Source organism: Anaerolineales bacterium, from assembly GCA_016928575.1.
In the GTDB taxonomy this organism is placed as follows: domain Bacteria; phylum Chloroflexota; class Anaerolineae; order Anaerolineales; family RBG-16-64-43; genus JAFGKK01.
In genome coordinates, this window is sequence record JAFGKK010000066.1 from 1 (window position 1) to 25901 (window position 25901).

At 62.9% G+C, this 25901-nt stretch carries 22 protein-coding genes; 12 read left to right on the forward strand and 10 right to left on the reverse strand.

The features are described 5' to 3' along the window. The 5 genes from JW929_08615 to pyrF all read left to right on the forward strand — a co-directional run. A partial coding sequence (locus JW929_08615; protein ID MBN1439457.1) for a DUF559 domain-containing protein occupies nt 1-266 on the forward strand: 266 nt, incomplete at its 5' end. 262 nt (nt 267-528) lie between these two features. Then, the gene (locus JW929_08620; GenBank protein MBN1439458.1) at nt 529-1221 is read left to right on the forward strand and encodes a hypothetical protein; all 693 of its coding nucleotides are present in this window, start codon (nt 529-531) and stop codon (nt 1219-1221) included. 339 nt (nt 1222-1560) lie between these two features. Further along, nucleotides 1561-2661: an amidohydrolase family protein gene (locus JW929_08625; GenBank protein MBN1439459.1), complete on the forward strand. Its 1101-nt coding sequence runs from the start codon at nt 1561-1563 to the stop codon at nt 2659-2661. 55 nt (nt 2662-2716) lie between these two features. Further along, nucleotides 2717-3715 carry an aspartate carbamoyltransferase gene (gene pyrB / locus JW929_08630; GenBank protein ID MBN1439460.1) on the forward strand — a complete coding sequence of 333 codons (999 nt, stop codon included), beginning with the start codon at nt 2717-2719 and terminating at the stop codon, nt 3713-3715. Between the two features lie 198 nt (nt 3716-3913). Then, nucleotides 3914-5311, forward strand: a complete 1398-nt coding sequence (gene pyrF, locus JW929_08635; protein ID MBN1439461.1) for an orotidine-5'-phosphate decarboxylase — start codon at nt 3914-3916, stop codon at nt 5309-5311. A gap of 177 nt (nt 5312-5488) precedes the next feature. On the opposite strand, the gene JW929_08640 is transcribed toward pyrF, so the two are convergent. The 3 genes from JW929_08640 to JW929_08650 form a co-directional block, all read right to left on the reverse strand. Further along, entirely contained in the window at nt 5489-6028 is a 540-nt protein-coding gene (locus tag JW929_08640; protein MBN1439462.1) for a transposase, read from the reverse strand. Nucleotides 6029-6329: 301 nt separating this feature from the next. After that, nucleotides 6330-7253 carry a dihydroorotate dehydrogenase gene (locus tag JW929_08645; protein MBN1439463.1) on the reverse strand — a complete coding sequence of 308 codons (924 nt, stop codon included), beginning with the start codon at nt 7251-7253 and terminating at the stop codon, nt 6330-6332. Further along, a complete protein-coding gene (locus JW929_08650) occupies nt 7241-10234 on the reverse strand; it encodes a hypothetical protein (GenBank protein MBN1439464.1) in 2994 nt (997 codons plus the stop codon). Before JW929_08650 ends, JW929_08645 begins: the two co-directional genes overlap by 13 nt. Before the next feature lie 387 nt (nt 10235-10621). Between JW929_08650 and JW929_08655 the strand changes: the two genes are divergently transcribed. From JW929_08655 to JW929_08670, 4 genes are all read left to right on the forward strand, one after another. Continuing rightward, complete coding sequence (locus tag JW929_08655; protein MBN1439465.1) at nt 10622-11110, forward strand: PadR family transcriptional regulator; 489 nt, start codon at nt 10622-10624, stop codon at nt 11108-11110. A gap of 92 nt (nt 11111-11202) precedes the next feature. Then, nucleotides 11203-11838, forward strand: a complete 636-nt coding sequence (locus tag JW929_08660; GenBank protein ID MBN1439466.1) for an ATP-binding cassette domain-containing protein — start codon at nt 11203-11205, stop codon at nt 11836-11838. Between the two features lie 330 nt (nt 11839-12168). Continuing rightward, the gene (locus tag JW929_08665; GenBank protein ID MBN1439467.1) at nt 12169-13185 is read left to right on the forward strand and encodes an ABC transporter permease; all 1017 of its coding nucleotides are present in this window, start codon (nt 12169-12171) and stop codon (nt 13183-13185) included. A 56-nt stretch (nt 13186-13241) separates the two neighbouring features. Then, entirely contained in the window at nt 13242-13748 is a 507-nt protein-coding gene (locus tag JW929_08670; GenBank protein ID MBN1439468.1) for a flavodoxin domain-containing protein, read from the forward strand. 41 nt (nt 13749-13789) lie between these two features. On the opposite strand, the gene JW929_08675 is transcribed toward JW929_08670, so the two are convergent. Together JW929_08675 and JW929_08680 are read right to left on the reverse strand one after the other, a co-directional pair. Next, complete coding sequence (locus tag JW929_08675; GenBank protein MBN1439469.1) at nt 13790-14164, reverse strand: hypothetical protein; 375 nt, start codon at nt 14162-14164, stop codon at nt 13790-13792. After that, complete coding sequence (locus tag JW929_08680; GenBank protein ID MBN1439470.1) at nt 14121-15356, reverse strand: glycosyltransferase family 39 protein; 1236 nt, start codon at nt 15354-15356, stop codon at nt 14121-14123. Before JW929_08680 ends, JW929_08675 begins: the two co-directional genes overlap by 44 nt. A 265-nt stretch (nt 15357-15621) precedes the next feature. Between JW929_08680 and JW929_08685 the strand changes: the two genes are divergently transcribed. From JW929_08685 to JW929_08695, 3 genes are all read left to right on the forward strand, one after another. Beyond that, a complete protein-coding gene (locus tag JW929_08685) occupies nt 15622-16326 on the forward strand; it encodes a hypothetical protein (GenBank protein MBN1439471.1) in 705 nt (234 codons plus the stop codon). A gap of 135 nt (nt 16327-16461) precedes the next feature. Beyond that, nucleotides 16462-16953, forward strand: coding sequence for a ClbS/DfsB family four-helix bundle protein (locus JW929_08690; GenBank protein MBN1439472.1), 492 nt, complete (start codon nt 16462-16464; stop codon nt 16951-16953). Nucleotides 16954-17011: 58 nt separating this feature from the next. Continuing rightward, on the forward strand, nt 17012-17656 hold the full coding sequence (locus tag JW929_08695) for a transglycosylase SLT domain-containing protein (GenBank protein ID MBN1439473.1): 645 nt from the start codon (nt 17012-17014) through the stop codon (nt 17654-17656). Nucleotides 17657-17679: 23 nt separating this feature from the next. On the opposite strand, the gene JW929_08700 is transcribed toward JW929_08695, so the two are convergent. The 5 genes from JW929_08700 to JW929_08720 all read right to left on the reverse strand — a co-directional run bounded on the left by JW929_08700 (nt 17680) and on the right by JW929_08720 (nt 25858). Beyond that, nucleotides 17680-19179 (reverse strand): HAMP domain-containing histidine kinase, encoded by a 1500-nt coding sequence (locus tag JW929_08700; protein ID MBN1439474.1) that lies wholly within the window; start codon nt 19177-19179, stop codon nt 17680-17682. A 23-nt stretch (nt 19180-19202) separates the two neighbouring features. Then, nucleotides 19203-19883 (reverse strand): response regulator transcription factor, encoded by a 681-nt coding sequence (locus JW929_08705; protein MBN1439475.1) that lies wholly within the window; start codon nt 19881-19883, stop codon nt 19203-19205. Nucleotides 19884-19948: 65 nt separating this feature from the next. Then, nucleotides 19949-22543 (reverse strand): hypothetical protein, encoded by a 2595-nt coding sequence (locus JW929_08710; GenBank protein ID MBN1439476.1) that lies wholly within the window; start codon nt 22541-22543, stop codon nt 19949-19951. Nucleotides 22544-22667: 124 nt separating this feature from the next. Further along, nucleotides 22668-25160 (reverse strand): HEAT repeat domain-containing protein, encoded by a 2493-nt coding sequence (locus JW929_08715; GenBank protein ID MBN1439477.1) that lies wholly within the window; start codon nt 25158-25160, stop codon nt 22668-22670. Next, the gene (locus tag JW929_08720; GenBank protein ID MBN1439478.1) at nt 25157-25858 is read right to left on the reverse strand and encodes a hypothetical protein; all 702 of its coding nucleotides are present in this window, start codon (nt 25856-25858) and stop codon (nt 25157-25159) included. The genes JW929_08715 and JW929_08720 overlap by 4 nt, the downstream gene beginning before the upstream one ends. Nucleotides 25859-25901 lie beyond the last annotated feature (43 nt).

Genomic DNA, 25901 nt, shown 5'->3' on the forward strand with positions numbered 1-25901 from the left:
GGGGGAAGGGGCCAGGGGATAGGGGTGAGGATGGAAAAGAGCAGGATTTCATTTCAGTATTACTGAGGCTGAGCAGATACGATTTTTATTGCCATAAGGCAAGCCTCATTGTGGAGTTGGATGGTCCCGTTCATCGTGAAAATCCGGAAAAAGATAGAGAAAGAGACCTCATTCTCAAAGCAAACGGCTTTCGAATTCTACGATTTTGGAATGAGGAGGTATTTGACAATATAGACTCCATTGTGGAGAGAATTTCGATGAGTTAGTTTCCGACCTAACCCTACCACCCCCTGCCCCCTCCTCCCCTTCCCTTAAGGGAAGGGGAGGAGGGGGCAGGGGGTGGAGAGGTTAGGTCAGTGACGGAAACCATCGACAGGGGAGGAGGGGGCAGGGGGGAGAGGTTAGGTCGGGTGGATGTATAATTTTTTAAAGAGACTTTAATGGCCGAAACCCCAGCATTTTATTAACATCCTCGAAAACCTGGCTAAGGGGCGTTGCCCGGCCTGCGAACTCGTGCGCCGGAAGCCGATGCACTACATCGACCATGCCCTGTACGAACTCGTCACCGATCCGAACGCGCAGAATTTATTCGCCGAAACCGGCGGCTACTGCCTGCGGCACGCGGAGATGCTGCTGCGGATTCCCTGGGGATTGGCGCTCGGCGTGGCCATCCTTTACAACCGGCTGATCGAGGACGCGGCCGAGGCGCTGAAAGCGGGCGGGGGCGCAGGCCCCGCCAGAGGAGGCGTCCTCTTCCGCAATCCCTTCTCGCGCAAAGCGCGCTCCGGAACCCTCTCGAAAAACGAGAATCCGGACTGCCTGGCCTGCCAGGTGGAACGGGAGACAGAAGAGGCGGTGCTGCGGACTCTTGTGGATACGCTGCGCGCCGGCGACGAGCGGATGCTCGAGTTGGTGGAGGGAAATGAGGTTTTCTGCCTGTATCACTTGGAGAGGGCGCTCGCGCTGGAATGGGATGAAAACACCCGTGCGGTTCTGCGCCGCCACGGCCTGCGGCGGTCGGAAACGCTCCTGTGGGAGTTGAAGGAGTTCATCCGCAAGTGCGATTACCGCTTCTCCCGCGAGCAGATGGGCGCCGAGGGCGACAGCTGGATGCGGGCGGCGGCCTGGGTGACGGGGGTGAGTTTGGGGAAGGACGACCGCGCGGCCGCGCCGGGCGAGTTGAAACGCAAACTGCGCGGGGATTGCGGGCTGGGGGAATAAATCCACGGAGGGCACGGAAACGCACGGATGGATATCGTTTTTTTTCCGTGCCCCTCCGTGTTCTGCGTGGATGTTTTTTTTCAGGAGGGGGGCGGGGCGGAGGGCTGCGCGGCGATTCAGCCGTTCTCATCATCGACTATGCCGTAGAAATCGGTCCAAACCGGCCGTCGCTTGACGAAACGACGAAACCGCCTATAATTCGCCCGGCATGGAAAATCACCCGCGAAGATTTCCTCAGAGCGCCCGAATGGGGATCGTACCCCGCGCGGGCGTTTTCTTTTTCCGTTCCTCAGAAGAGAGCCTCGCGGCTCTCTTTTTTCATGCTCGGGGAGGACGGCGATGCTGATCAGCCTTCCGGGATTGATCGATCCGCATGTCCACATGCGCGAGCCGGGCCAGACCCATAAGGAAGATTGGCGCAGCGGCACGGCCGCCGCGCTGGCCGGCGGGTTCACCTGTGTGCTGGCGATGCCGAACACCCATCCGCCGGTGGTCGACCTGGTTTCTTTGGATGAAGCGGAAACGGCCGCGCGGAAAAAGTCGCTGTGCGACTACGGCTTGTTCCTCGGCGCCGGAAGCCGCAACGGGAAGACCGCCGCGGAGTTGGCTCCCAAAACCGCCGGGCTGAAAATGTACCTCGACCTCACCTTCGGCGCGCTGCAGCTAAAAACCCAAACCGCGGTAAACTCCCACATGGCCAACTGGCCCGCCGATAAACCGATCGTCGTCCATGCCGAAGGCCGGAAAATCGCCATGGCGATTCAGATCGCGGCCCGGCTGAATCGCGGCCTGCACATCGCGCACGTCAGCCGCAAATCGGAAATCCTCCTGATCAAGGCCGCCAAGGAAAAAGGGGTGAAGGTCACCTGCGAAGCCACTCCCCATCACCTCCTGCTGACCAAGGAAGACCTCCCGCGGATCGGGGCCGGTCGCGGGGAGGTGCGGCCCCGGCTGGCTGCCAAAGCCGATCAGCAGGCGCTTTGGGAAAACCTGGCGGTGATCGATTGCTTCGCAACCGATCACGCCCCCCATACCCTGGACGAAAAGGACGGGAAGAATCCGCCGCCGGGATTTCCCGGCTTGGAGACCGCGCTGGCGCTGCTGCTGACCGCCGTCCACGAGGGACGCTTGACGGTCGAGGATGTGCTCCAGCGCATGCACGACAATCCGCGGCGGATCTTTTCCATCCCCGAGCAATTGATGACGATGATCCAGGTCGACCTCGAAGCGCGGTGGACGATCCGCGGGGAGTACCTGAAAACCCGATGCGCTTGGACTCCCTTCGAGGGATGGAACGTCCGCGGCCGGGTGATGCGGGTTGATCTCCGCGGGGTAACCGCCTACGACGCGCCGGACGTCACCGTCGAACCCGGGTTTGGGAGGAACATATCCGGCGGGCTTGCACCCGACCCGGTGAAACCCATTCCGTTGGATTTATAGAACAGGCCCGGCGCCGACCGCACGGCGGAATCGCGCGAAAAGAAAGGAAGCAGCCATGTCCACGTATGTTCCCCCGACCCAGCGTCGCGAAAAGAGCCCGCACCTTCCCTTCGGCGACATGCGCCAGACGCCGTTCTATGGCAAAGACATCATCTCCGTGGCCCAGTTCGACCGGAGCGGGTTGGAGTACGTGTTCGGCGTGGCCGAGGAGATGCGCTCGATGGTCGAGCATGTCGGCACGTTCGACCTGCTCAAGGGCAAGATCCTGGCCAACCTGTTCTACGAACCCTCGACCCGAACCTCCTCCTCCTTCATGGCGGCGATGCAGCGGCTGGGCGGAAGCGTGATCCCGATCAATGAGGTGCGCTACTCCTCGGTGGCGAAGGGCGAATCCCTGCCGGATACGGTGCGCACGCTGGAATCCTACGCCGACGTGATCGTCATCCGCCATCCGGAGGTGGGATCCGCGGCGATCGCGGCGCAATACTCGCGCAAGCCGGTGATCAACGCCGGCGACGGCGTGGGCGAACATCCCACCCAAGCCCTGCTCGACCTGTTCACCATCCGCGAGGAGCTCGGCCGGACCGACGGGCTGACGGTGACGATGCTGGGAGACCTGAAATACGGGCGCACCGTCCATTCGCTCTCGCGCCTGCTGTCACAATTCAAGACCAAGGTGCATTGCGTGTCGCCCGGGATCCTGCGCATGCCCTCCGAGCTGGTGGCCGAGCTGAAGGCGCGGGGGGTTCCGGTCCAGGAGCATGCCGCTTTGGAAACGATCCTCCCGGAGACCGACGTGCTATACGTAACCCGCGTGCAGAAGGAGCGGTTTGAGGATCCGGCCGCCTACGAATCGGTTAAAAGCGCCTTCGTGATTTCGCCCGAGACTCTGGTAAAGGCCAAAGACCACATGATTGTCATGCACCCGCTGCCGCGCGTCGGCGAGATCGCCATGGAGCTCGACGAGGACCCGCGGGCGGCCTACTTCCGCCAGATGGAATACGGACTCTACACCCGCATGGCGCTCCTGGCGATGGTGCTGGGGAAGGCCTAAGGGCCGACGATGGACTATGAACAATGGACCTTGGCCGTGGATTCCGCCGGCGCCATTCTTGCGCTTGTGGGGGATGAAAAGCCAAAATGCATGGCCTCGGACTTTTGTTTTCGGGCATATTTAGGCAAGTGAACCATCGGCGATGGTCCAAGGTCCATGGTCTATGGTCCTTGGTCCCGCAGGAGATAAATCCACACGATGATGAATTTCTCAAGCTTGCTTGACCGACGCGCCAAAGCCGTACAATCCCTGCTCTGCGTCGGATTGGATCCGCATCCGAATCTGCTGGCGGCGCCGAACGCGGCCGCGGCCAAGGATTTCTGCCTGCGGATCGTCCGCGAGACGGCGGACCTGGCGCTGGCGTTCAAGCCCAACATCGCTTTCTTCGAGGCTTTCGGTGCGGAGGGGTACACGGCGCTGGTGGACGTGGTCGGTGCGTGCCGCGCGCAGGGCGTTCCGGTGATCCTCGATGCCAAGCGCGGCGACATCGGCGACACCTCGAAGGCCTACGCGCGGATGGCGTTCGAAACGCTCGGGGTCGACGCGGTCACGGTCAATCCGTACCTGGGCGGCGACTCAGTTGCGCCGTTTCTCGAGCGGGAGGAGCGCGGCGCGATCGTCCTGTGCCGCACCTCCAATCCGGGCGCGGCGGATCTTCAACTGCGGCGGCTGGACGGCGTGCCCCTCTTCGAGCGGGTGGTCGAACTGGCGCAAGCGTGGAACAAACGCGGGAACGTTGGCTTGGTGGCGGGAGCGACGGATCCGGTGGCGATCGCGCGCGTGCGGACTCTCGCCCCGGACCTGTGGCTGCTGGTTCCGGGCGTCGGCGCGCAAGGCGGCGATTTGGAAGCTTCGCTGGAAGCCGGATTGCGCGCCGACGGGCTGGGGATGCTGATCAACGTCTCGCGTTCGCTGGCCAAAGCCGCCAGCCCGCGGACCGAAGCCGAAGCCCTGGTGGCGGCCATGCGCGAGGCGATGCAGGCCGACCGCGCGGCGAAGGGCGGCCCCTCCCCGGCCCACCGCGAGGTCGCCGAGATCCTCAGCGCCTCGGGCTGCGTCAAATTCGGAAACTTCACGCTCAAATCCGGCAAGCAATCGCCGATCTACCTCGACCTGCGGCAGCTGGTTTCGCATCCGGATCTGCTGGCGCGCGCGGCGGCGGGCTACGTTCCGCTGCTCAAGACCCTCGCGTTCGACCGCATCGCCGGCCTGCCCTACGCCGCATTGCCGATCGCGGCCGCGATCAGCCTGCAGGCCGGCTGGCCGATGATCTACCCGCGCAAGGAAGCCAAGGACTATGGGACGAAGGCGCAGATCGAAGGCGAACACAAGCCGGGCGAGCGGATCGCGATGGTCGATGACGTGATCACCACCGGCGGAGCCAAGCTCGAGGCGCTCGAGAAGCTGCGCGGCGCGGGTCTGGTGGTCGAGGATCTGGTCGTGCTGGTCGACCGCGAATCCGGCGGCGCGGAAAGCCTGACCGCGGCCGGCTTGCGTCTACATTCCGCCGCCCGCCTGCGCGACCTGCTGCCGATCTGGCAGGCGCAGGGGAAACTCACGGCGGAGCAGGTAGGGCAGGTGCTGGAAGGTAAGTAGGGTGGGTTGACGGCAAATTGCTTTCATACGCCGAATGGTTATTGCCGGCCGTCAACCCACCCTACAAGATCCCGTTGGCCTTGCTTTTTTCTCAAAAAGAATAGGTTTTCCGTAGGGTGGGTTGACGGCGGGATTGTCTTCTTGCGCCGAATGGTTATAGTCGGCCGTCAACCCACCCTACTCTCCTGCGTCGAGCGACAGATCAATCCCGCCCCAATCAAGATCGAGAATTCCCAATGCGACGTAGCGATGGAAACTGGACCAAGGCCAATCCTTTACCTGGTTGACCAAACCGTGTTTGACGGGATTGAAATGGATGTATGCCACATGATTGGTAAAGTCGTATTGGTCACGGATGGCATGTTCCCAAAACCGACGCTGCCAGATTGCTGCCTCACCCTTCTTGATTCTGGAGGGATTTCTTTCGCCTCCGATGCCGGTAGTTAACCCGAACTCGCGGGAAAACCGACGCTTAATTTCCTTCCATCGCGTGGAGAAATCCGCATCCCCTTCCGGAAGCCTCCAGATGCAGTGCAAGTGATCCGGTAACAGTACGAATGCTTCCACATGGAATGGCCGACGTTTCTTTGTTTCCTCCCATGCAACCCACAACATTTCGCGCGCCTTTGGACCACTCCATAAAGGTTTTCGATCATAGGCGACAACCGTGAAGAAGTACACTCCGCCCGAAAGATAAAACCGTCGATATTCTGGCATGGGTATTCTCCCCCTTTGTGAAAAAAGATGGATCTTAAAGTTCGTCAACCCGCCCTACAGCATCGCATTGGCCTTGCGGTTTTTTTATCTGAAAGAATTTGATTTCCGTAGGGTGGGTTGACGGCGGGATTGTATTCTTGCGCGAATGGTTTTGCCGACCGTCAACCCACCCTACAGCACCTCGTCGGCTTGGCGGGATTGTATTCTTACGCCGAATGGTTTTGCCGACCGTCAACCCACCCTACAGCACCTCGTCGGCTTTGTGGGATGATTTTATCGGCCGTCAATCCACCCGACGGTATTATGAAACCGCCTTCCCGATGATTTCGGAAATGGATCCGATTCCCTTCCGCTTCATATACGCCAACAATCCCTTGGCCACATCCGCGAACACCCCCGGCGCGCGGAACATCGCCGTCCCAATCCCGACGCAGGTTGCCCCGGCCAGGATCAGCTCAAGCGCTTCCCCGGCGTTCGTCACGCCGCCCAGCCCGATGATGGCGACGTTGTGTTTCTTACAACAGGCGGTGTAGCACCTATAGACCGCGTACACCGCGACGGGGTGGATCCCGATCCCGCTCAAGCCGCCGATCCGGTTGGCGAGGGTGGGCTTCTGCCGTTCGACGTCGATCGCCATTCCGCGCAGGGTGTTGATGATGCACAGCGCGTTCGCTCCGCCGTCGATCGCCGCTTGGGCGGTAGCGGCGATGTCGGTGACGTTGGGCGTCAGTTTGACGATCAGGGTCTTCCCGGGAACCGCTTTTTTCACCTTGGCGACGAGTTCCTCCAGCACAGAGGCGTCGGAGCCGAATTCGATCCCGCCCTTTTCGACGTTCGGACAGGAGACGTTGAGCTCGATCGCGTGGACTTCCTCGCGCGCGTTCAGGATCTCCGCGCACTGGACGTATTCGGAGGTTTCCGATCCCGCCACGCTGGCGATCACCGGCACCTCGAGCGCGCGCAGCTTGGGGAGTTCTTCGGCGGCGAAGGCCGCAATCCCGGGATTCTGCAGTCCGATCGCGTTGAGCATTCCGGCCCGCGTTTCGGCGATCCGCGGCTCAGGGTTTCCCGCCCGCGGATGGAGGGTGACGGTTTTGGTAACCGCCGCACTCATCCACGGCGCGCAGCCGGCCAGCCGCTCGTAATCCAGCCCGTAAATTCCCGAGGCGGAAACCAGGGGGGTCCCCAGACGCAGCCCGCCGAGTGTGACGTCTAATCCTTCCATTGAATATCCCTCGCTTGGAATACCGGCCCCTCGCGGCAGACCCGCTGTTTGAGAACCTGGCCGTCCGCCTGCCGCACCGCCACAGTGCAGGAATAGCAGGCGCCGATCCCGCAGGCCATGCGCTCCTCGAGCGACACCTCGCAGGGCAGGGAATGGCGCGCGGCGATCTGCGCCACGGCCTTCAGCATGCCCGCCGGCCCGCAGGCATAGAGCCGCACGCCCGCGCGCGGCACGCACCCCTCGCGGATCCCGCGCTCGAGCATCTCGGTCACCAGCCCCCGTTCGCCGACTGAGCCGTCGTCCGTGCAGACGGTGAGCACCCGGGCGCCGATCCGGCGAAATTCTTCCTCGACCGCTTCCAGAATCCCGATGCCCGGACACTCCTGCCCGCCGCCGCGGGTGACGGCGAGGTTCAGCATCCCCTTTTCAACCGCGCCGAGGTAGACCAACACTTCCTTCCCGCAGAACCTCAACCGTTCCGCCAGCGCGGCCAGCGGCGCGATCCCGATCCCGCCGGCGGCGATCACCGCCGTGGGTTCCTCGCCGATGCGGAAGCCTTTGCCGCACGGGCCGATGGCCTTGAGGACCGTTCCCCGGCGGATCCGGCTGAGTCGTTCGGTCCCTTCGCCGACAACCCGGTAAAGGAACTCCAGCCGTGCGGGATGGGCTTCAAGGGCCAAGCGCAATTCTTCCGGGATGTCGCCCGATCCTTTCAGCGCGGCCGGATCGAAGGCGGGGTAGCGGGCGCGGTGGATGCTCAGCGGACGCCGCAGGGTGAGCGGATACGGGCGCTTCCCGCCGTCCGGATCGCATTCGATGTGGAAGAATTGTCCGGGTTGGTATTCAAGACGCGCGCCTTTCGGCAGTTCCAGGGTCAGCAAAAAATGCCGCTCGCAGATTTTCCGGTTGTAGACGACCGTCAACTGCCAATCCGCTTCGTTTGCGCCGGAGGCTTGCGCCTTCCCGGATTCATCCGCCGACGGTCGTTCCAGCGGAAACAGCTTCGCGGCAAGCGGCTTTCCCGGCTCGGGATGGCTGCGGCACCAAGATAGCAGCCCGCGCTCCAGATCGGGATACGAAACCGCGCCCCAGATCGAGGATTGGCCGTCCTCCTGAAGGGTGGCGAGTTGGATGTTTTCCGGCAAGAGGGCGAATTCCATCGACCCGCCGCGGGCGGTTTTCCAGATGACGCAAGCGGTTCCGGTGTTCCGTTTTCGGACGGCGCGGCCTAGAAGCCGGCCCCATTCTCCCAGAAGGCCGGCGGCGCGCGCTATCCGGCGGCGTTCGATCTCCGCCGGCCGCAGGCCGGCGCGGACCGCCTCCAGATCCTCCCCATCGAAGCCTTCGGCGGCGAGCAGCCGGACAGCCGATCGGCGCGCGGCGGCCGACTCCCCCGGATTTCCCGCCGCCAGCGATTCGGCATCCAGCACGGTCCGGCGCCACTTTGCGGGGATTTTTCCGCCGCCCGTCCTGAGTTTTCCCTTGCGGATGATGACCTTTCCGTGCCGCATTTCGGCGAAGCCCGAGACCGATTGCGCCAGAAGGTCGTCGATCGAATGCTTGGCGGCCGAGGAGATCTCCTCCCTTTCCAACCGGGGATAGAACGCATGTAATATTTTCCGGGCTGTGGTTTCGGGTCCGTGGACGCGGAAGCGGGCCCGTGCCGCAGCGGTTATTTTGTTTAGAAGGATTGCTTCCGGAATTGCCCCCGGCGGTTTCGGTTCGATTTTTTGCGCCTGCGCGTGGAGGATGTAGGCGGAAGATTCATGGCGCGGATCCGCCGCGTTCCGGTATTCAATCCGCTCGACCGGCAGACCGCTTTCTTCCATTTGATTCAAAAGCCCGTGCAGATCGGTTTTCCCTTTTTCCGGTACGAGGATCGACATTCTGCTGCCGGGCTTGGCCGCCCGGCGGATGCCGCGAAGCAGGGCGGCGCATTCCCCGCCGCGCTCTTCAGCCGGCAGGGCGGAGAGCGGGATCCTCAGCCAAGCGGCTTGGATCGCCGTTCGCAGGGATCCATTGCCGTCGCCCAAGGACGGCGCCGAGCTCACCACGCCGTCAACCGAGGACTCTGGTAATACTTCCGTCCAGGGTCCCGTCCCGACAAGGATCAAGATGTTGGCCCGTCCGGACGCCAACTCGGGGAAGGACCGTCCGAGGATTGCGTTTTTCAATATCCGGTTGGTTTCCTTTTTGGCATTATAAAATTCCAAAAAGCTGGCGTCGAAAGCCGGCCATGGATTTTCTTCAACTTCCGATTCCGCAGGATTTTGCCGGCCGGTTGCAGGCAGGGCCCGCGCGAACGCAGCCCGCAATCCGAACTGGGCGGAGTTGTCCGCCAGGTTCTCTATGGCCTGAAAAATCCTGGAAAGCGCCCCGGCCGAACGCCGGGTGATCATATCCTGTGGGTAGCGCAGGGTCCGGCCCGCTGCGTGTACGGGAAAGACCGGGTGCCAAAAAGGGATTTCCATGCCGGAGAATTCCGCCTCGGTCTCTCGATCGTCCGTGTCCGGTTTCTTCTCCAGCTTCTTGCCGCAATCGTTGCAGGAATACTCGATCCGCAATGCGTTCCCGTTTTTCAGATGGATTTTCCGGACGAAGCCGCGTGCGCCGCACTTAGGGCATGTGGTTGCATACAAAGCGGAAATTTCTTCCAGGCATGCTCGGCGGACATCCTCGAAGGCCCAGCGCAACAGCGGCAGGCTGGCGGGGCGGAGCAGGGCTTCCGCCAGGGAGGCGGTCACCGAATCCCGTTCGACGATGACTGCCCGGCGGCTGTTGCGAACGGCCTCGACCGCGGTTGCGCCGCAAATGCTGAAGGGATCCAGCAGAATGTCGTTTGGATTAGTCGTTTCCCGGATTAGGTCGGCGGCAAGGCTTGCGGGGAAGCGGGGGAAAAACGAGGAAAACGCCCGTTGCCGACCGGCGCAATTCGGCATCGGGAGTGCCTGCGCTGGAAGATGGGCGGGATCCGGTTTCACGATCCACTCCAAAGTGGCGGTCGGATGCGCATTAAAAAGGAATTATATCAGTATGCATTCCCGTGCATGGAACCCTTAGGGTTCCCAAGGGTGGCTAAGGGTTGCCGCCCGACCCTTAGGGTTCATAAGGGTTCCCAAGGGTTCCGATATGTTCTCTCCAATATGGAAATGTAGTTGGCGGACTTTCTTTCTTCGGGATGGAAGTGGTTTTTCCTGTAAAATTTGGCGTTATCCGGAGTGAACCATCTCTCTTTTGTAATTGTGGAGAAGTATTGTCCAAAAATATACTAATAGCGGTTTGCCCCTTGATAGCAGAAAAAAAACAGATAAAAGATACTATCACGATATATCGCGATATATAGCTAAAATTCGTGGAAAGATGATGCGTTGAGAAGTAATCGAAGGTCGTGGCGGGAAAGTCGATTTGGAAGGGGTGACTTTAAGTACGTCGTTCTGGATCTCCTGCGGGAAAAGCCCAACTACGGATATGAGATCATCCGCGCGCTGGAAGACCGATTCGGGGGACTCTATACCCCCAGCGCCGGGACGGTGTATCCGACCCTGCAGATGTTGGAGGAGATGGGGTACATCACGCCCTCTCAGGTTGAGGGGAGAAAGATTTATACGATCACACCCGGGGGAACCCGGTTTCTCGAGGAACAAAAGGAACAAGTGGACGACGTCCGCCGGCGCATGAACGGTTGGTGGGACCAGAGGGCTTCCTCGGAGGAGGTGCACGATATGGTGGGCAGAATGAAGGACATGTTGAAAACAGTAAAGCACAACCGGCGCCACGTAAATCCGGAAAAGCTGCGCAAGGTCCGGGAAGTCCTGGACCGCGCCCAGCGGGAAATCGAAGAATTGCTTCGCGAGTAAACCCTTTCCACCGCACACAACGGAATACCAGCAAAAACACCGATCCATGGGATACGGAGGATACCGTGATGTCTGCGATCGAAGTTCGGTAATTGAAAAAACGTACGGAACGGACCCGTGCCGTGGACGGGATCAGCTTTACCGTCGGGCGGGGGGAGATCTTCGGAATTCCGGAGCCCAACAGCGTCGGCAAGACGACCGCGACCGAAATCCTGGGTGACCTGCACCCGCCGGATTCGGGCGAGGTGCGGGTGCTCGGGCTGGATGTCGCGCGCGAGCCGCAAAAAATCAAGGAGCGCATCGGGGTCCAGCTGCAAACGACGGCGTTCTATCCGCGCCTGACGATGCGCGAGGTGCTCGATTTGTTCAACACGTTCTATCGCGGCGAAACCCGTGCCACCAATGATCTGATTGAGATGATGAACCTCGGTGAAAAGCGGAACACCCAGAGCAAGTACCTCTCAGGCGCCCAGCGCCAGCGGCTGTCGGTGGCTTTGGCCCTGGTCAACAAGTCTGAAATTCTGTTCCTCGACGAGCCGACGACCGGGCTGGATCCGCAGGCGCGCCGCAGCCTGTGGGAGGTGATCCGTGCGGCCAATCGCGAGGGCGCTACGGTGTTTCTCACCACGCACTATATGGACGAAGCCGAGGTCCTCTGCTTGCGGGTGGCGGTCGTCGACCGCGGGCGGATCATCGCGCTCGATACGCCCCAGAAACTGATCCGGTAATCCTTCTGCGAAACCGCGATCGAGTTCGATCAGAAGGACGCCAAGGCCCCGGAAGGCACCTTCCGTAACCTGAAAGGCGTCACCCGGTCCGCCATCCGCGAGAACGGGCACGTAACGATCTACACCGAAAACGCCGCCCTCACCCTCGGCGGACTGACCGACCTGGCGGAAGCCGGAACGATTCATTTCGACGATCCGCACCTGCGCCGTACCACTTTGGAAGACGTGTTTCTCAAACTAACGGGCAAAAGAATTCGGGAGTAAGCCATAAACACCTTCTTCACGCTCTATGTTTCCAATCTAAAGGAATTCAACCGCAACCGCTTTGCGATGTTCTGGACGATCGCTTTCCCGGTGTTCTTCATCCTGCTGTTCGGGGTCATCTTCAGCGGCGGCGGCGATTCCTCCTACAGAGTCGGTGTGGCCGATGAGGACCGAACCCGGATCGGTTCCGCGTTGGCGCAAGCCTTTGGGAAGGTCGAAATCCTGGGAGTGATCGAAGGCTCGCCGGACGACCTGCTGGAGAAACTCAAGCGCGGTGAGTTGAACGAGATCGTCGTCATCCCCGAGGGCGTCAGCGCCGCGGTGATGTTGGGCAAAACGGCCGACATCCGGGTGCACTACAATCCGTCGAACCAGGTCACCGCCCAGGTTCTGCTAACCGTCGTGGATAAAGTCCTCGGCGGCGTGGGGCAGGGGCTTGCCGGCCGGACGGCCTTGTTCGCGGTCCGGATGGAGACGATCACCGCCTCCTCGCTGCGGACGATTGATTTCCTCGTCCCCGGGATCCTGGCCACGGCGATCATGCGGCTGGGGATCTTCGCCACCACCCCGCCGCTGGCGCAGCTGCGCGAGCAGCAAGTCCTGCGCCGCCTTGGGGCGACGCCGTTCACTCGCACGATGCTTCTGGCGGCCCAGGTCGCTCCGCGGATCACTATCGGCTTGGCCCAGACCGGCCTGATCATCCTGGTCGGAATCCTGGTGTTCCAGGTCCGGATCGTCGGGAACCTGCTCTACCTCGCGGGCTTCGTGGTCCTCGGGGCGCTTTCCTTCGTCTGCCTGGGCTACTTCATGTCTACCTGGGGGAAGACCCAGGAAGGGATCAACGGCGCCAGCCAGTTCATCAATTTCCCGATGATGTTCCTCTCCGGGTTGTTCTTCCCGGTCGATTCGATGCCGCGCTGGATCCTTCCGGTGGTCGATGCGATGCCGCTCTCGTACCTTACGGACGGGTTCCGGCAAATCATGGTCGGGGGAACGCCGCTGCATCCGCTCGGGACCGACCTGCTGGTACTGATGGCCTGGCTGGTGATCTGCGCGGTCCTGGCGGTGAAATTCTTCCGCTAAGAGTAACCCTTGAGGACCCTTAGGGTTCCCAAGGGTTCCCCGGATTGGAGAACAAGATGAAGGCCTTGGTGATGTTTGACTCTGTTCATGGAAATACGGAACAAACCGCCCGCGCGGTCGCCGCTGTTCTAGGAAGGATGTTTTCCGTTCAGGCCGTGAGTGCCGAAAAGATGGCCAAGAAGGAACTGCGGGACGTGGATTTGCTCGTCGTCGGCGGGCCGACTCACCGCCATCGGAGGAGTCGGCGGCTGGCGGCGGTGTTCGCGTCCATGCCGCGCAAGGCGTTGCACGGGATCCAAGTGGCCGCGTTCGACACGCGCTACCGTATGCCGGCCTGGTTCGCCGGTTCCGCGGCGGGGGAGATCGGCCGTAAATTGCGGAAACTTGGCACACGGCTGATCCTTCCGCCGGAGAGCTTTTTCGTTGCGCGGGATATTCCTCCCAAGGGTAGCAAGCGCCGCCATAACCTGGAGCGGATGGAGCCGGGCGAACTCGAATGGGCGGGGGCGTGGGCGGCGGAAGTCGGGAAAGCGTCGGCTATCGTAAAAGCAGGCAACCCTTAGGGTTCGGAGAACCCTAAGGGTTCCGAAGGGTTGCCAAGGGTTCAGATAAACAGTTTCACATCCCCCCAGATCTCCTCCAGCGGGTGTTTAATCCCCCTGCACAGGTAGATCGGCCGGTTGTTTTCGTAGGGCATGCAGTACTCGCAGTGGGTCTGGCCGAGCCGCTCGACCGATTCAAAATTAGCCCGTAACTCCGCTTCCGTACCTGCCCCGTAGTACAGGATCACCTCTCCGGTGCATCCGCCCGGACCCCACAGGTAATAGGAATTGTGCCCGCTGATCACCGGCGGCAATCCGAGCGCCGGCCCGAAAAACTCCAGCGCCCCGGCCTCCCCGTAGTTATCGGCCAGGATGCAGGCCTTGACCTGATCCTCATCCGCCAGCCGGTTGTAGAACTCCGCAAACGTGCCCGCCAACTCGGCCCAGCCGAACTGGTCGGCGAGGTTTTGCGGTAGGACGCCGCTGTCGCCCGCCTCCGAATTGATATTGACGTACGGGCTTATCGCGGCTTGGTAGCGGATCTCCGCCTCGAGCGGCAGGAGCGGCATGGCGGCTGGGGCGAATAGCAAGCCGCCGAGTCCGATCGCGGCAAGCGCGGCCGGCCGGGCCCAGCCAAGGGACCGCCGGACAAAGAGCCGCTCCGCACGGTCCCCCCCCCGCCGCCAGCAGGACCGGGTAGAACGGCGCCAGAAAATAAATTTTTGCACCCTGGAGGGTGAAAACCGCCAGCAGGACCAAGTACATCCATCCCAGCGGGCGGAAGCGTTTCCCTTCCGGCAGGAAAAAGAGCACCAGGCCGGAGAGCCATACTGGAAGCGTGAAGGGGTGCATGATCACAATCTGTTGAAGCAGGTATTCGAACGGCCCCAGCGGCTTGAGTTTCAATCCGTAATTGCCCCAAAATTCGACGGTCGGCAGGCCGTGAACGACGTTCCAGACGACGTAAGGCGCAAAGCAGGCCAGCGCGATCCCGCCGCCGGCCCATAACTGCCAGCGCCGGAGGTGGGTCCGCGCCGTCGAAATCAGCAGGCCCACGGCGAGCGACAATCCCAGATACAGAAAGCTGATTTTGTCGTTCAGGGAGATTCCGGCCACCAGGCCTAAGCCCAGCCATAGCCGCGGATCATCCCCGCGGAGGATCCGTACGAGCAGGTACAGCGCCAGTACCCAGAAGAGCTGCTCAAAGGAATCCATGGTCAGCAGCGAATTGATGCCGAGGAAAACCGGCGCGGCGAAGGCGCACAACGCCGCGAGCGCCTGTGCGTATCTGCCCGCGCCGAACAGGCGCGCCATCCTGCCGGTAAGGAACACCACCCCCGCGCCGGCCAGCGCCGGGAGGAGCCGCAGGGCGGGCAGGAATGTGCCAAGCGAGACCCGCACCAGCGCGGCGATCAGCGCGATCAACGGCGGGAAATCCACGTAACCGAAATCCAGCCGCCGGCTGGCCGCCAGGTAGTACAGTTCGTCGCGGAAGTAGCCGTACTGGTTGCTGACCAGCATGTGCAACAAAAATTTTCCAGCGGCGATGTAAAGCAGAATGGCGGTATCGGAGGAAAACCACTCCTTGGAAGGCAGGCGAATTCGCATGGGCGTTTGTAGGGAGGACATCGAACCACCGGCCGTCACAGGTATATGCCCCTGTTCCTGTGGCGCGGGGGGTGTGCTTCCGGCGAAGAATTATTCCCACGGTGGATGTTTTTCAAGAGGACTCAGGCTTTTACCGTGTTCCGGTGCGCGCTCCCTCTCCTTTTTGGGTACATGAATTATAGGAGGATTTGGACAAAATCGGCCTGGAAAACTGGCATAAACCTTGCCTTATTGACAAATAGAACGCTTGTTCTATAATGAGAGCCATCTTTCTGGAGGTGGAGCCATGCAAACCGCACAAACCCAAAAACCATTTCGTCTCTCCGTCTCTTCGCTGATCCCCAACATCCGGCTGCCGGAGCGCGGAGTAATGTTTCTGTGCCTGATCCTCTGTGCGACCGTGCTTTTTGAAGCCTTCAATTTCAGCACCACCGAGCATGCGCTCGACGGAGTGATGGGCGGCTTGAGGTTCGTGGGAGTCTCCTGGTCGACGATCCTGGCCCTGGCCTTCTGCGGGATCGACTTCGCCGGGATCGCGCACCTGTTCTCGCCGCAGGAACGCCCGGCAAACGGGCGCCTGGAAGGGATCTACCTGCTGGCGGCTTGGCTGTTGGCGGGAATGATCAATGCCGCCACCACTTGGTGGGCGGTGACCGTCGCCTTGCTCGGCCAGCCATCCTTGGGCAACGAGATGATCGCGCGCGGGGATCTCCTCCTCTACGTGCCAATTCTCGTCGCTGGTGCGGTTTGGTTGATCCGGATCCTGTTGATCGGGACGCTGACACTCTCGAGCGGCGCGCGGACCGCGCAGATTCCCGCCGCCGCAGGGAAGCCCGCGCCCGTGCAGTTCTCGATTGCGCAGATACCCGGCGACGCGGCAACCGTGTCCGCGACGGCGGGCGGGAGGTTGTCTTCCCGGCAAGGGCAATTTTCCGGCGTGACGGGACATGTTCCGTCAAAGGTTCGTCCGTTCACCGGCGGAAGATCATAACCCTATCGAATCGCACGGCGCCCGCCCGCTTTTCCGGAAGGGAGGACGGGTGGAAAAGCGGGCTGGTCCTTTTTTTAGCAGTCCATTCCTTGCGGGAGATCGCGATAAAGATTCCGTTCTCATTGGGAGAAAACCATGCCGAGACCAAGCACCAAGAAGGATCTGCTTAAGGCCATGCAAGAGGAGCATCAAGCGCTGGAGAACGCGTTCGAGGGGTTATCTGAACGGCAATTGACTGCAGTCCACCGGACGACCAAGTGTTCAATCAAGGACATCATGGCCCACCTGACGGAGTGGGAGCAGATGGTCTTAAGATGGTACGAAACCGGGCGGTCAGGCGGAACCCCTGCCGTTCCGTCGGAAAAATTCAAATGGTCCCAATTGCCCGCGCTCAACAAGGAAATATTCGAGAGACACCATGCGCGTCCGTGGAAGGAGGTTCTAAAGAAGTTCCGCGCCTCCTACGCTGAAACCCGGAAGACGATCGAGGGTATCCGCGACGCGGACCTGTTCACCGTCGGGCGGTTCTCCTGGACCAAGTCCACCACGCTGGGGTCGTATTTTGTGTCGTGCACCAGCAGCCATTACGCCTGGGCCCGCAAAGAAATCCGGAAATGCTTGAAGTAGCGCGGGTGAGAAAATCCTGCGGAGCACGCAAGCCGCCAAAGGAGGAGATGACAAATCCATGAAGCCCGAGATCCTCGCCCGGTTTGCCCCTTTGGGAATTGCCATTCTGACGGTGATTGCTGTCGGCGGGCTGGCTGCCCGGCCGGGCGCCGCCGCCGCCATCGCGGCCGCACCTGTGAAGGAGTATTCCGCCCCCGTTTCTCCGATCGCCTCGTTTTTCATGCCCACAGTCCGCGCCTGGGAAGCCGATATCGCGCGCTGGGCGGAGGAATACGGATTAGATCCGAACTTGGCCGCAACCGTGATGCAGATCGAATCCTGCGGCGATCCCCGCGCCGTCTCCCCCTCCGGCGCGCAGGGCCTCTTCCAGGTGATGCCGTATCATTTCGAGGCGGGGGAAGATATGCGGAATCCGGAGACCAACGCCCGGCGGGGATTGGCGTACCTTACGCGAAGCCTTCTGCTCGCGCAGGGGGATGTGCGCCTAGCGCTCGCCGGGTACAACGGCGGCCACGGCGTGATCAGCTGGGACGAGGCGGATTGGCCTGAGGAAACCCGGAACTACGCCTATTGGGGAGGGGGGATTTATGCGGATGCGGCCGCTGGAGGCTCCGTCAGCCCGCGTTTGGAGGAATGGCTCGCCGCCGGGGGCACCTCGCTGTGCGATGCGGCTCTGTCGCGGCGCCGATGGGACAATTCATGATCGCCGTCGCCGCTGGGCGAGACTTAGTCGGAACGGGCGCTTGAACGCTCGTCGGTGGTCGACGATCGGATGTCGCTTTCCCCCAGCGGCAGCCAAACCGAGAACGTCGTCCCCTTTCCGGGCTCCGAGGCGACCTCGATCCGGCCGTCGTGGCCATGGGCGATCCACTGGGCGATCGACAGCCCGAGGCCGGAACCTCCATGCGGTCCGCGGCTACGGGATTTATCCACCCGGTAAAACCGGTCGAAGATGTGCGGCAATTCGTCGGCGGGGATCCCGGGGCCGTTATCGGATACGGTCATGTGCAGACAGTCCTCAAAGACGCGCAGGGACAGCACCACCCGGCCTCCGGCCTGCGTGTATTGCATTGCGTTCACCACAAGGTTGAGGAGCAGCTGCTTCAATCGGTCGCGGTCGCCCACGACCGAAGCCTGCTCCAGGTTTCCGAGGCACACCTCCACTTTCCCCTGGGCCAGACCGACCGCCTGTTCCATCACTTCCAGCAGGAGGGTGTCCATCTCCACCGGTTTCTTCACCAGCGGCAGGGTTCCCGCTTCGGCGCGGGAAAGCATCAGCAGGTCGCCGACCAGGCGGCTCATCCGGTCGACTTCGGATTGGACCGAATCCAGCGATTCGGCGTCGGGGCCCATCCGCCGGATCAGGTCAACGTTTCCGCGGATGGAGGTCAGCGGCGTCCGCAGTTCGTGGGATACATCCGCCAAGAAGCGGGATTGGGCGGAAAACAGGCCCTCCAGCCGTTCAAGCGTATCGTTGAAGGCCTGGATCAGCCGGCCGACTTCGCTCGAAGCGGGCGCCTTGAGCGGGATCCGGCGCGAAAGGTCGTCGGCATGGGTGATCTGGATTGCGGCGGCGGTCACGGTTTCCAGCGGCTGCAGCGCCCCGAGCGCGATCCAGTTACCGATCAGGATCGAAAGCAGCACGGCCGAAACCCCGCCGACCGACAGGACGACGAACAGGATCGAAAGCGTCCGGTCGACCATAGTCATCGGGGTGCCGATTTCCAACAGGCCGAGGTACTCCCCGTCGACCCAGATCGGCTGAGTGAAGACCCGCAGGTGAAGCCCGCGGATCATGGCGTCCGAGAAACGCGCCTCCTCCGGTGCGAGGGGCGTGTATTCCAGAGTCGCGGTGGCCGCCCCCAGATCGGGGCCGTACGAAAGCGGCGTGCCGATGACGGATCTGGGCAGGGCTTCGGGGTCGAGCGGCTCCATGACGCTTTGCATGTTGGGGGAATAGGACAGCAGCGCGCCCCGTGCGTTCCATACCTGGACGTAGGCGTTGGCGGAGGGGAACGGCAGGGGCGGAAGGGTCAGATACTTCAGGTCGTCGACGCTGCGGACGGCCATCGATTTGAGGATGTCGGCCGCCGATTCCTGCAACACTTGGTCGATTTGAATGGTGAGGGTGGAGCGCAGGATGACGTAGAGGCTGCCGCCGAACAGAAAGAGGATCGCCGCCAGGAGGGCGGAGTAGCCGAAGATCAGGCGGGCGCGCAGCGACATGCCGTATCCCCTTTCCCGGGGACTCAGCTTTCTTCCCGCAGCACGTAGCCCACCCCCCGGACGGTGAAGAGCAGGCGGCTTCTGGACTCGGCTTCCAACTTCTGGCGCAGGTAGCGGATGTAGACTTCGATGATGTTGCTCTCCCCTCCGAAATCGTATCCCCAAACCCGGTCGTAGATGGTCTCGCGGGTAAGCACCTGCCGCGGATGGCGCAGGAACAACTCCAGCAGATCGAATTCCTTGGAGGTTAGGTCGATCTTCGCCTCGCCCCGGAAAACCTGGCGGGTGCCGGTATCCAGCCGCAGGTCGGCGAACTGCAGGATTTCGGGTTCCCCGGGCCCCGCCCGGCGCAGAAGGGCGCGCACCCGCGCCAAAAGCTCGGCGAGCGCAAACGGCTTGACCATGTAATCGTCCGATCCCGCATCCAGGCCCTGGACCCGGTCCGAGACGGAATCGCGCGCTGTGAGGATGAGGATCGGCAACGAGGAGTGGACGGTCCGCAGGCGGCGGCAGACTTCCAGCCCGTCCATGCCGGGGAGCATCAGGTCGAGCACGACCAGGTCCGGCCGCGAATCGCGCGCCTTCGAAAGCGCGGAAGGACCGTCGGCGACCGTTTCCACTTCGTAGCCTTCGTAGGTGAGCCCGCGGCGCAGGAAGGAGGCGATCGGCTCTTCGTCTTCGACTACCAATATTTTCGGCGGCATCTTTATCCTTTGCCGTCCCTCCCCCGACGGGGAAACGCGGACGGTCCTCCGATATTATAGCGGCCTCAGCCGGCGGCCTGCGGGGCCTCGGCTTCCGGCGGCAGGATCTGCCCAACTTGGACCGGAAGCAGCACGAAAAACGTCGTGCCCAGGCCGATTTGGCTTTCCAGCCAGATCCGCCCCCCCATGGCTTCGGTGAGGGTTCGCACCACGGCCATCCCCACCCCGGTGTCGCCCAGGCCTTCGATCAACGGGCCTTCCGTCCGGTAAAGCCGGGTGAACACCCGCGGCTGATCCTCGGCGGCGATCCCCGGCCCGCTGTCTTTGACCGTGATCAGCAAGGCCAGCTGCTGGTTCTGGTCCGCCAGCGGGGTATGGGTGGTGACCACGACCTCCTTCTCCGGCGGCGTGATCAGCACGGCGTTCTGCACCAAGTGGTTGAGGATCTGCTGCATCGCGTCGCGGTCGACCTCGACCGGCGGCATCTCTTCGTCGATGTCCATCCGCAGGACGAGGTTCTTCTCGCGGACGGTCTCGCTCACCCCCGTGATCGCGCCGTCGATGATGCTGGCCACGTCCACCGGCTGCATCCGCGGGGCGGCGATTTTCTCCGGCAGCAACAGGAGTTGGAGCAGGTCCTCAAACAGCGCTTCGGTGCGGGTGATGCTGGCGCGGATGCGGTCCAGAAACTTGCGCTGCATGCCGCCGAGGATCCCGGCCGATTCGGAAAGCAGCAGGTCGGTGTAGCCCACCATTGAGGAAAACGGCTGGCGGATCTCCGAGATCAGGCCGGTGACCATGCCGGCATCGGCTCCGAACGTCAGCTTCTTCCCTTCCTCCGGCGGCGGGGGCGGCTGCAGCAGCGCCGACTGCAAATGAGCGTATTCGGTAAGCGTCTTGCGCAGTTCATTCTGCAGCCGGGTGACTTCCACCTGGAACTTCTTCTCGGATTCGGCCAGCGCGTTGCGCAAGCGGGCGGTTTCCACGCCGCCGGAGTCCTCCCCGGAGGCGGGGGCTGATCCCGTTGCGGCCTCGATCTGCTGGAGTTCATCCTGCAAGCGCCGGTTCTCGTCGCGCGCGGAATCCGCGGCCGCCGCGGATTCCTTGAACTGGGCGGCTTCGCGCTGGGCGGCGATCAGCTCGGAGCGGGTGGTTTCCAACTCCTCCTGCAGCCGCGCGATCCATCCGTCCTTTTGCTGGATCGCCAGCATCCACTGCCTTTCCGCATCGGTCCCGGCGGCGGGGAGCGGGACTGCCGCGGCCGCCGCATCCTGACTCTGCACCAACGACGCCAAACCCTCGGCGCGTTCGCGTTCCTTGCGCCATTCCTGCTCCGCCTGTTCCAAGCGGGTTTCCAGATTCATCCGTTCCGCCTGCAGGCCTTCACTTTCCCCCTGCAAGCGCGCGGCCTCCTGCCGGGCTTCATCCAGCCCCTGCTCGAGGACGTTGCGGCTGTGCATCTGTTGAAGCGATGCACTGCAGGCCTGGGCGAACGCCTGGGCGGCGGCTTCGTCCTCCTCGCGCCATTCTTCGCCGGAAAAGCACGCCAACAGCAGGATCCCCATCGCGGCTTCGTCGCCGAGCGGCAGCGGAGCATAGAGCGCGGCTCCGGTTTGCGGCAGTTGAGCCTCCCGGGCGATTCCCGGGAGCGAATTCTCCGCTTCTTCTTTTCCCAAACGCATCGTTTGGCGGCCGGAAACGGCAAAATGAAGCTGGGGGATGGCGTCGGAGGTGAGGATAAAAGCGGGAAGGGTCTGCGAATTCACGCCGTCGTACCCGGAAATGAATTCCACGCCGTCCCCGTTCTCGCTGGAAGCGACGAAATACGCGGCTTCCGCCCGCATGGCGCTGCAGAGCCAGGCCGTGATGGCTTGCGGAAGATCCTGCGGCGAGATGGTCAGGAGCAGATCCGAGAGGGCGGGGGCGGATTCCGAGCCGGCCAGGCGGATTTGGCGGGCCGGACTGCCGCCGATCGCGACGGACGCGCCGGCCGCGGCTGAATATCCGAGTCGCATCGCCGCCAGGGGGTAGGCCAGCAGATCGCACAGCCGGGCAAGCCCCGGTAAATTCGTGGAGGCGTCGCCGAGGGCCATTTGCAGGGTCACGCCGGAGAGGAACAGCAGCAGCGCGGCGAACGACAGTCCCCAGCCGCCCGGCCGGCGAACCATCAGGAGCGCGAGCGCGACGCCAAGATGAATCCAGCGGGTGACGTCCCAGATAAAGGACAGCAGGTGACCGTTGAACGCTCCGCCGATCGGGTATAGATAGAGGTACGCACCGGTCCCGCCGGCGGCGAGCAGGATCAGCGCCAGCCAAACGGCGGTCAGGATGTCTGCGGATTTGTGGCGGCGCGGGAAAAGGAAAAACCAAGCCAGCCCGCTGAAGCTCATCAGTTCAAGCGCCCGGCCGACGTCGGCCAGCGCGACTTGGAGGGACGGCGCGTTCCACAGGGGGCCAAGCAGATCCGCGGCCAACCCCGCGCCCTGCAGCAGCAGCAACCCAAACGAAAGCAAGAGGCCGCGGCCCCATTCCCGGCGCGGCTTTTTCGCCAGGAACAAAGCCGCCGAGAGCAGGGTGATCAGCAGGATGGATCCGCGGTACACAAGGATGCCCGGCGGACTGATGAAGAAGGCTTCGATATCACGAATGGGAAATGCCATGGAAAGGATCCCTTTCTTGGGGATCACGCACTCCTTCCGCACCGGCGGGAATGCGGCTGCGCCGCGGCTTGGGCTTCCAAGGGGGATGCCGTCCGGATTCCGGCGCCGCCGGTCCGGCCGCGCGTCATTCCTGTGCGGAGGCCTCGTGCCTCGTCCGCAGAGACCACAATCCTTCGAAGGCCAGGCTGCGCACGAAGCTTTCGTTGTCGCTTAGGCCCATGCAAAGGTCCGGGATGAATTCGGGGTCTCCCAGGTGGGCGAGGGTTTCCACCGCGGCCGCGCGCTGGCGCGGCTCGCCCTCGCGGAGCGCCCGCTGCAGCATTGCCAGTGCCGGAAGGCCGGGCGCCAAGCCGGTTTTGCGCTCCGCCGCAAACGCCACCAGCCACGGCAGGCTGGCGGGCTGGGGGATCACGGCCAGGGGATTGTCGGCTTCGCCATGAAGCTTCTCCACCGCCTGCGCGGCCGCCGATTTCACCGCCCACTGCCCGTCTTCGATTTGCACCCGTTCGAGGATTTCCAGGGCCCAGGGCTGTCCGGAGCGCGACAAGCCGAACACCGCCGCCCGGCGGACAAGCAATTCCGCGTCCTGGATCGCCTCGCGTAAAATCCCATGGCCTTCGATCGGATCGAGCGCGAGCGCCTCGGCGACGGCGCGGCGCAGGTCGTCCTCGCCCTGCAGCAGAACCTGGCCGAGCGTGTCGATCGCCGCGTGGGTGGCGATGTGGCCGAGGGCCAGCGCTCCCGCCCAGCGCAATTCCCGGGAATCGGATTCCAACTGTTTGGCGAGCAATTCCACCGCGCTTTGGTCCGCCATCGCGCCCAGGCCGAGCGCGGCCAGGATCTGCGCCTCGCGGTCGGAATCCTCCGTCGAGAGGATCTGCCGGAACAGCTGGGTGGCCGAGGTGTCGCGGCTGTTGAGGAAAGCGCACAGCGCCCGCGCCCGCAGCGGGAACGGCTGGCTGGCGGTGCGCACGGTTTTCATCAGCCGGCGGAACACTTCCACCCGCCATCCGGCGGTGGGCGGGGCGTCCCGCAGCCAGGAAGCGACTTTCAGCAGTTTCCACCCGTCTTCCACAATCGGGGGCATCGAACCGGAGCCGGAGGATCCATCCGCTTCTTCCTTGCGGATGATCGGGCTCAACCGGGCGGACACCAGCGTCGCCACGTCGGTGGTGGCGGCCACCGCCTGCGTCGTCAGGTCCGACAGCGGGGATTTGGCCTCGGCGAAGAATGCCGAAAGGTTGCCTTCCCCGGCCGCGGCTCGCGCCGCGAATCGCGCGGCGATGACCAGGTGGCCGAAGGTGACCCGCCCGGAGGGCCGGCGCCGCAGGATTCCGCGGGCGATCATGGCGTCGAAGAAATCCTCCACCGGGGGCAGGGACTGCTCGGAGTGGGGCCAAGCCAGCGCCAATGCGGTTTCCACTTGCTTGCGGGTCGGTGCGGAAAAATTCTCGACGATCATCGCCCGCGCCACCTGCGCCATGGCTTCCTCGGCGGCCAGCGGCAGATGCCGGGAGATGTAGGCCTGCTGGTCGGACGCTCCGGTGGTTCCCTGCAGGTCGCTGCTGAACGCCGCCCAGATCCGCAGGGTGATGTCGAGCGGGGAGAGGCCCAGGGTTTGGCGGGAGATCCAGCCGATCAGCAGCGCCGGGTCCGGCTTTTCGCCGGTTTTCCTGTCGGAAACGACCAGCTCCTGCCAGCGAACGCCCCACTGTTCCATGAATTGGCGGTGGTCGGCCGGCAGCCACGGCGAGGGCGCGGCGACGGCGAACCCCATCGGCCGCCAATGCGCCACTTCCTCGGGGCTGATGGTGACGATCATGCGGGTCTTGGGATATTGGGCGATAAAGTCGCGGACCCATTCGCGGACCGCATCCTGCGCCTGAAAGGGAAGTTCGTCCACGGCGTCCAGTAGGACGATGGACGCATCGCCGCGCAGGCTTCCTTTTATATAGGACGGGATCTGCGAGGAGGAGAGGGTGGAGGCATAATGCTGGACGGCCGCGGCCAGGGGTGGCAGGGCGTCTTTCCCGGAGCCGGGCAGGGCCAGGTCGTGCGCGTTGGCGTAGAACAGCGCCCGGGGAATGCCGGCCGCGGCGGGGCCGGTCTCCAGCGATCGTTTCAGCCACTCCAGGGTCAGTGCGGCGAGGACGGTTGTCTTGCCGCTGCCCGGCAATCCTGCCAGCAGGGTGTGCGTCTTCAGGGTCAGCAGGTGTCTGGCGGGGATGTTCGAGCCGCCGAACGCCTCCGCCAGTTGAGGCCAATCCGGGGAAAAGGGAAAGAGGGCCGGGGCGTCGTACTCCGGCGGCTGGTCCGGATCCACCGGAAGCGGGGGAACCAGCAGACGGGGGGGAAGCAGGATTTCCTCGAGTGCAAACAGGTGCGAAACGATATGCGAGGATTGCGCCCACAACAGGAGGTCGTTGCGATAACCCTGCGCGGCGGTGGTGGTGAGGGCTTCCAGGGCGGTGCGGTAGGATTCCCCCATCGCTTCCCGCAAACCGGCGATACGATGGCGGAGGCGGTACAGGAAGAACCCCGCCACGGCGGCCAGCAGGATGCCGGTCCAGAAGGAGAGGGGGTCGAATTGCCAATTGCCGAGGAAGGCCATGCTCATCCCAAGTAAAGAATCCGCCCGCAGTTTCCGCAGTAGACGATCTCCTGGCCGGATCGGGCGGAATCGATTCGCGCCGCGGAGGGGGCCACTCCGCACCCGGCGCACGAACCGCCCTCCAAGCGGACGACCGCCACTCCGCGCTTCGACGTGCGCAGTGCGGAATACTTCTTAAGGTCTTCCGGCGGGACGGCCGACAGCACGGCGTCCCGCTGGTCGGCGAGGGTGGCCAGCGCGGATTGCTCGGCCGCTTGCTCCTTCCGGAGCTGCGCCTCGCGCTCCTTCCGGCGGTTTTCCACCTCCCCGCTTTTCGCCTCCGCCGCGGCGAGCGTTTTCTCGCCGTCCTCCAATTGGATCATCGCCTGCAGCTGGCGTTCCTCGAGCACCGCCAGGTAGCGCCGGAGCGACGCGGCTTCCTCCTGCAGATCCTGCAGTTCCTTTGGATTGCGGACGCCGCCTCCATAGAGGGTTTTGTCGGTCTCGGCAATCCGCTGTTGTTGACGCCGGGTTTCCTCTTCCGCTTTTCGCAGGACTTTGCGAGCGGATTCGACTTCGGCGCGCAACGCCGCTTCCTCCGCACGGACCCGGTCCAACTCCGGATGCTCCCTTAACTCGGCCTCGATCTCCGCCTTCCGGGATTCGTGCGAATCCGTCTGGCTGTCCAGAGTCTGCAGTCGGAATAAGTTCGAGATTCGCGTCACAGGGTTGAATTATAGGGCAAAAGGCATGCAAGTCAACAAGCGC

Excerpts from the sequence above, each read along its gene's own strand:
- JW929_08695 (MBN1439473.1), top strand. The coding sequence starts at position 17,012 with ATGAAGCCCGAGATCCTCGCCCGGTTTGCCCCTTTGGGAATTGCCATT.
- JW929_08700 (MBN1439474.1), bottom strand. The coding sequence starts at position 19,179 with ATGTCGCTGCGCGCCCGCCTGATCTTCGGCTACTCCGCCCTCCTGGCG.
- JW929_08620 (MBN1439458.1), top strand. The coding sequence starts at position 529 with ATGCACTACATCGACCATGCCCTGTACGAACTCGTCACCGATCCGAAC.
- JW929_08715 (MBN1439477.1), bottom strand. The coding sequence starts at position 25,160 with ATGAGCATGGCCTTCCTCGGCAATTGGCAATTCGACCCCCTCTCCTTC.
- pyrB (MBN1439460.1), top strand. The coding sequence starts at position 2,717 with ATGTCCACGTATGTTCCCCCGACCCAGCGTCGCGAAAAGAGCCCGCAC.
- JW929_08710 (MBN1439476.1), bottom strand. The coding sequence starts at position 22,543 with ATGGCATTTCCCATTCGTGATATCGAAGCCTTCTTCATCAGTCCGCCG.
- JW929_08670 (MBN1439468.1), top strand. The coding sequence starts at position 13,242 with ATGAAGGCCTTGGTGATGTTTGACTCTGTTCATGGAAATACGGAACAA.
- JW929_08625 (MBN1439459.1), top strand. The coding sequence starts at position 1,561 with ATGCTGATCAGCCTTCCGGGATTGATCGATCCGCATGTCCACATGCGC.
- JW929_08705 (MBN1439475.1), bottom strand. The coding sequence starts at position 19,883 with ATGCCGCCGAAAATATTGGTAGTCGAAGACGAAGAGCCGATCGCCTCC.
- JW929_08685 (MBN1439471.1), top strand. The coding sequence starts at position 15,622 with ATGCAAACCGCACAAACCCAAAAACCATTTCGTCTCTCCGTCTCTTCG.
- JW929_08640 (MBN1439462.1), bottom strand. The coding sequence starts at position 6,028 with ATGCCAGAATATCGACGGTTTTATCTTTCGGGCGGAGTGTACTTCTTC.
- pyrF (MBN1439461.1), top strand. The coding sequence starts at position 3,914 with ATGATGAATTTCTCAAGCTTGCTTGACCGACGCGCCAAAGCCGTACAA.
- JW929_08645 (MBN1439463.1), bottom strand. The coding sequence starts at position 7,253 with ATGGAAGGATTAGACGTCACACTCGGCGGGCTGCGTCTGGGGACCCCC.
- JW929_08690 (MBN1439472.1), top strand. The coding sequence starts at position 16,462 with ATGCCGAGACCAAGCACCAAGAAGGATCTGCTTAAGGCCATGCAAGAG.
- JW929_08665 (MBN1439467.1), top strand. The coding sequence starts at position 12,169 with ATGTTCTGGACGATCGCTTTCCCGGTGTTCTTCATCCTGCTGTTCGGG.
- JW929_08680 (MBN1439470.1), bottom strand. The coding sequence starts at position 15,356 with ATGTCCTCCCTACAAACGCCCATGCGAATTCGCCTGCCTTCCAAGGAG.